Origin of the sequence: uncultured Streptococcus sp. (assembly GCF_915066115.1) — a bacterium.
Taxonomy (GTDB): Bacteria; Bacillota; Bacilli; order Lactobacillales; family Streptococcaceae; genus Streptococcus.
Genome location: NZ_CAJZDT010000124.1, coordinates 1 through 5636, shown reverse-complemented (window position 1 = coordinate 5636; position 5636 = coordinate 1). Strand labels below are relative to the sequence as shown.

General features: G+C 38.4%; 5 protein-coding genes, 1 pseudogene and 1 other annotated feature. All 6 genes and pseudogenes read left to right on the top strand.

Annotated features, from left to right (window positions below):
- Window positions 1–1171, top strand: a 1171-nt coding sequence (locus QZ565_RS07980; RefSeq protein ID WP_295527951.1) for a ComEC/Rec2 family competence protein, incomplete at its 5' end; no start/stop codon positions are given.
- A gap of 76 nt (window positions 1172–1247) precedes the next feature.
- Window positions 1248–1379, top strand: a sequence feature (ribosomal protein L20 leader region).
- A gap of 15 nt (window positions 1380–1394) precedes the next feature.
- Window positions 1395–1925, top strand: coding sequence for a translation initiation factor IF-3 (gene infC / locus QZ565_RS07975; RefSeq protein ID WP_000848180.1), 531 nt, complete (start codon window positions 1395–1397; stop codon window positions 1923–1925).
- A gap of 32 nt (window positions 1926–1957) precedes the next feature.
- Window positions 1958–2158, top strand: a complete 201-nt coding sequence (gene rpmI / locus QZ565_RS07970) for a 50S ribosomal protein L35 (protein ID WP_001125943.1) — start codon at window positions 1958–1960, stop codon at window positions 2156–2158.
- A 51-nt stretch (window positions 2159–2209) separates the two neighbouring features.
- On the top strand, window positions 2210–2569 hold the full coding sequence (gene rplT / locus QZ565_RS07965) for a 50S ribosomal protein L20 (protein ID WP_000124834.1): 360 nt from the start codon (window positions 2210–2212) through the stop codon (window positions 2567–2569).
- Between the two features lie 175 nt (window positions 2570–2744).
- Window positions 2745–4409, top strand: a complete 1665-nt coding sequence (locus tag QZ565_RS07960) for a molecular chaperone HscC (RefSeq protein WP_295527948.1) — start codon at window positions 2745–2747, stop codon at window positions 4407–4409.
- Window positions 4410–4420: 11 nt separating this feature from the next.
- A pseudogene (locus tag QZ565_RS07955) lies at window positions 4421–5636 on the top strand (molecular chaperone DnaJ); the annotation flags it as partial.

Here is a 5636-nt window from a genome sequence, read left to right as displayed (position 1 = left end):
AAGTCTGGTTATTTCTTTGGGAATATTACCCATTCTATCCTTCTATTTTGCGGAATTTCAACCTTGGTCCATCCTTTTAACCTTTGCCTTTTCCTTTCTTTTTGACTTGGTCTTCTTACCGCTCTTGTCTGTCTTATTTGCCCTTTCCTTTCTCTATCCAGTCATTCAGCTGAACTTTATCTTTGAATGGTTGGAGGGAATGATTCGCTTGGTATCACAGGTGGTAAGTAGACCGCTTGTCTTTGGACAACCCAATGCATGGATTTTAATTTTATTGTTAATTTCCTTGGCTTTAGTATATGATTTGAGGAAAAACATTAAAAGGCTAGCAGTATTGAGCTTATTGATTACGGGTCTCTTTTTCTTGACCAAGCATCCACTGGAAAATGAAATTACCATGCTGGATGTGGGGCAAGGCGAAAGTATTTTCCTACGGGATGTAACTGGTAAGATCATTCTTATAGATGTCGGCGGCAAGGCAGAATCTAGCAAGAAAATCGAAAAATGGCAAGAAAAGACGACGACAAGCAACGCCCAGCGAAGCTTGATTCCCTATCTAAAAGGTCGAGGAGTAGCCAAGATTGACCAGCTGATTTTGACAAATACGGACAAGGAACATGTTGGAGATTTGCTGGAGGTGACCAAGGCTTTCCATGTAGGTGAAATTTTAGTGTCAAAAGGCAGTTTGAAACAGAAGCAATTTGTGGCAGAACTACAAGCGACCCAAACAAAAGTTAGAAGTATAACAGCAGGAGAGAACTTGCCAATTTTTGGAAGTCAGTTAGAAGTCCTATCTCCAAGTAAAATTGGAGATGGAGATCATGAAGATTCCCTGGTTTTGTATGGAAAACTCTTGGATAAAAACTTTCTTTTCACAGGAAATTTGGAGGAAAAAGGAGAGAAGGACTTGCTGAGGCAATATCCTGACCTAGAAGTGGACGTTTTGAAAGCTAGCCAACATGGCTCTAAAAAATCATCAAGTTCAGCCTTTCTAGAAAAACTCAAACCAGAGATGACTCTCATCTCAGTTGGAAAGAGCAATCGAACGAAACTAACCCATCAGGAAAACTTGACACGACTGGAGGGTATTAATAGCAAAGTTTATTGGACTGACCAGCATGGAGCTATACGCTTTAAAGGGTGGAATAGTTGGCGAATTGAAACGGTTTGATAAAATGGATAAAGTTTTTTGAAAAAATAACTTTTTATCTTGACAAGGGCTAGAAAACTTGGTATCATATAAAAGTTGAGAAAAGCAGAAGTGAGAGCTTCTCGCCTTGTGACATTAAGTTGCCTGGCCCTACGGATGAAAAGTTTCTAAGAAACGCTATCATAACGTGCGGGCTTGTATATTTACGAGTCCGCTATTGTTTTTCTCTAATAAAACAAAAGAGGTGAAAACCATAGCAAAGCAAGACTTATTCATCAATGATGAGATTCGTGTACGTGAAGTTCGCTTGATTGGTCTTGAAGGAGAGCAGCTAGGCATCAAGCCACTCAGTGAAGCGCAAGCTTTGGCTGATAACGCTAATGTTGACCTAGTATTGATTCAACCCCAAGCAAAACCGCCTGTTGCAAAAATTATGGACTACGGTAAGTTCAAATTTGAGTACCAGAAGAAGCAAAAAGAACAACGTAAAAAACAAAGTGTTGTTACTGTGAAAGAAGTTCGTCTAAGTCCAACGATTGACAAGGGTGACTTTGATACAAAACTTCGCAATGCACGCAAATTCCTTGAAAAAGGAAATAAAGTTAAGGTATCTATTCGCTTTAAGGGTCGTATGATTACCCATAAAGAGATTGGTGCAAAAGTTTTAGCTGAGTTTGCTGAAGCAACTCAAGATATTGCCATCATCGAACAACGTGCTAAAATGGATGGACGTCAAATGTTCATGCAATTGGCGCCAGCGACTGACAAAAAATAATTGTCAGAAAGTTAAATAAAGGAGAAAAAATCATGCCAAAACAAAAAACACACCGCGCATCAGCTAAACGTTTCAAACGTACAGGTTCTGGTGGACTTAAACGTTTCCGTGCTTACACTTCTCACCGTTTCCACGGAAAAACTAAGAAACAACGTCGTCATCTTCGTAAAGCATCTATGGTGCATTCAGGAGATTACAAACGTATCAAAGCAATGCTTACTCGCTTGAAATAATAGCTTGACTGTAAGTAAACAATTCTAGGAAATATTTGGAGGAAATAAAACATGGCACGTGTTAAAGGTGGCGTTGTATCACGCAAACGTCGTAAACGTATTCTTAAATTAGCAAAAGGTTACTATGGAGCTAAACACATCTTGTTCCGTACTGCAAAAGAACAAGTAATGAACTCTTACTACTATGCATACCGTGACCGTCGTCAGAAAAAACGTGACTTCCGCAAATTGTGGATCACTCGTATCAACGCGGCAGCTCGTATGAACGGACTTTCATACTCACAATTGATGCATGGTTTGAAATTGGCTGAGATCGAAGTTAACCGTAAAATGCTTGCTGACTTGGCTGTTAACGATGCAGCAGCTTTCACAGCTCTTGCAGATGCAGCTAAAGCAAAACTTGGTAAATAATAACAAACTGTTTCATTCGTACTCTCGTGGTTTTACCGCAGGAGTAGGGTGAAACTTTTTTGTTTTTTCATAAATGATTTTCTATTTTAAACAGTAAATCACAGATTTTTTCAAAGAAAATAGGATATTTCCTGTATAATAGGAATATCTAAAAAAGATTTGGAGTTAGAAGAAGATGATAGTAGGTATTGATTTAGGAACGACTAATTCTTTAGTAGGGGTATATCAAGATGGCCAGGTCAAGCTGATTCCCAATGCTTTTGGTGAGTATTTGACTCCTTCTGTTGTGACTTTAGATGACAATGATGAAATCATAGTTGGAAAAATTGCTAAGGAACGCTTGGTGACCCACCCGGATAAGACGGTTTCTCAGTTCAAGCGTTTTATGGGGACCAAGCATGAGTTGACGCTAGGAAATAGAACTTATAAAGCGGATGAACTAAGTTCTTTTGTCATTCGAAAATTAGTGGATGATGCAGAGAGTTTCCTTGGTGAGAAAGTTGAGGAAGTCATTGTCAGTGTACCAGCCTATTTTAACGATGCACAACGCTATGCTACAAAATTGGCAGGGCAATTTGCAGGGGTTAAAATAGAGCGTATCATCAATGAACCTTCCGCAGCCGCTCTTGCAAAAAAATCTATGAGTAATCAAGAAGATCAATCTTTTGTGGTTGTCGATTTTGGTGGGGGTACGCTAGATATCTCGGTTGTTGAGTTGTTTGATAACGTTGTAGAGATTGTGTCTATCGCAGGTGATAATCGATTGGGAGGAGAGGATTTTACTGCAGCAATTGCTGAGGAATTTTTAACTTCAAATCACTTGTCTAGGAAATCTATTTCACGAGAGTTTTACAGCAAGATACTGGTTCAAGCTGAGAAGGCAAAGTTGAATCTAAATATCAATGAAGAAGTGCAGATGCTAGTAATGGATCAGGAAAAGGAATACTCTTTAGACCTAACTTATCAGAGATTTTATGAGCTTTGTCAGCCTTTGCTTGCCCGACTTAAGTCTGTATTAGATAGAGCCTTGAGGGATGCCCAATATAGTTATGTGTCTTCTGAAAATTTTGTCCTTGTCGGCGGTACCTCAAAACTTCGTTTAGTTCAAGACTTTCTATCTTACTGTATTGACCAAGCGGTTCAATTAACTGACGATCCTGATAAAATGATTGCAAAAGGTTGTGCTCTTCTAGCGGGAATAAAGGGGCGTCAGGGAGAAGTTCGAGACTTATTGTTATCAGATATTTGTCCTTTTACGCTTGGAACTTCAGTAGTGGGTGATCGTTTTTCTCCGATTATCGAACGCAATTCTCCTTTACCTGCTTCAAAAAAGGAACATTATTACACTGCAGAACTGGGACAAAGTCAAGTGAGAGTAGAAGTCTATCAAGGAGAAATGATGAAGGCTTCACAAAACTTATTTCTAGGAGAATTGGAAGTTCCTGTGCCTGTAAACCATGAAGTTAACGAAGGTCTCACTATACGATTCACCTACGACTTAAATGGGATTTTAGATGTAGAAGTAACCATCGACTCAACACAGGAAGTCTTTAACCATGTTATTCTTCAAGAGAGTATCACTCTGACTGAAGAGGAAATCAAAGAAAAACAAGCCGAGCTAACTCGCTATAAGATTAATGCCCAGGAAACTGAAGTTTACCGTTTCTTGATTGAAAAAGCCAATCGTGTGTATAGCATGCTATTAGGGAGAAGAAGAGATGAGTTGATGGAAGAAACTAGACGCTTTGAAGAAGAAGTCAAACAAGCATCTATATATCATTTACCAAAACTTTATCAATCATTTTCTAACTATCTAGAATTTCTAGAACGAGGTCTATGAGAGGGGATTGTATGAACAAATGGGAAATCTTAGGAATTGAGCCAACTCATGACGTTAAGCTTATTAGAAGACGTTATGCAGAGCTGGTTCGACTCTATCACCCAGAGGACCACCCAGAAATCTACCAACAAATTGTGGAAGCCTACCAGTCTGCTTTGAGAGAAGCACGGTCTAAAAAGACCAGGCAAGAAAGTGGTAGAAGTGAAACTAGCTCCACTCAGCAGATCAATGAGCAAGAAAACAGAACGACAAACTCTGCTACCAATTCACTTGATTTTGAATTATTTAAGTCTGAGGAGAAAACTGAGCAAGTAGATACTGCACAACCTTCTCTTGACTTCGGAGATGTTCATGAGACTGCTGCTTCAAATGAAAGCTACAATGAACCAGTCGCTCCTCGACTAAATTTTGTAACGGTCAATGAAGATACAAGTTCTCAAGAGGTAGCTGCATCTAGAAATGTCTTAGATTTCAGTGATTATATAGAGTCAGAGTATTTGATTCGAAATGCGATTGAAAGTATTGTAGGGAATCCTGACTATACCATAGAAGAACAAGAACATCTTTGGAAACAGTTTTTTAGTCAGTATCGATATGATATGAGCACTGTTCAGTCTGTTTTAGAAGAAATGGATGTTTATATTTTTAACAAACCTGAGCAATTCTCTATCATCATTCCCTTACTGGAAGACTATGTACCAGACTTTAAGTACTGGGGTTATTACTATAAACTTAAGCATTGGAAGGTTAAAAGAGCTACTGCCTACAAAAATGGAGAGTCCCTTGAAGATGCAAAAAAAGAAATTTCAAATTTGTATGCTTCTTATCGTTTATGTCAAGCAATCCTCGAAGATTCCAAAAAAGTCAATCAAATTGGGGTTTGGATAAAATTTTTTAAACAATCTTTTTCTCCGAGTACGGTTCTTTTTCTGTTGAATAACAGTAAACAAATGATTACTTGCATTCCAGTATTGGCTTATATTCTTGATATGATAGATCAAGTAAAGACTAATGAGGACCAAAAAGCCTATGATGAACTTCTAGCTTATTTTGAGGAATTACAAGCAGATTCAGAAGAACCATTCGATATTCATTCTTATAATTTGCTAAATCCTTCAGAGGTTGAGGAAGCCCTATATCTCTTAGTCTATACGCCATATCAAGACGAATCTAGACTTGTAGAATCTTGGAAACACCTTCTAGAAAAGACTCAGGATAAATCTCTCC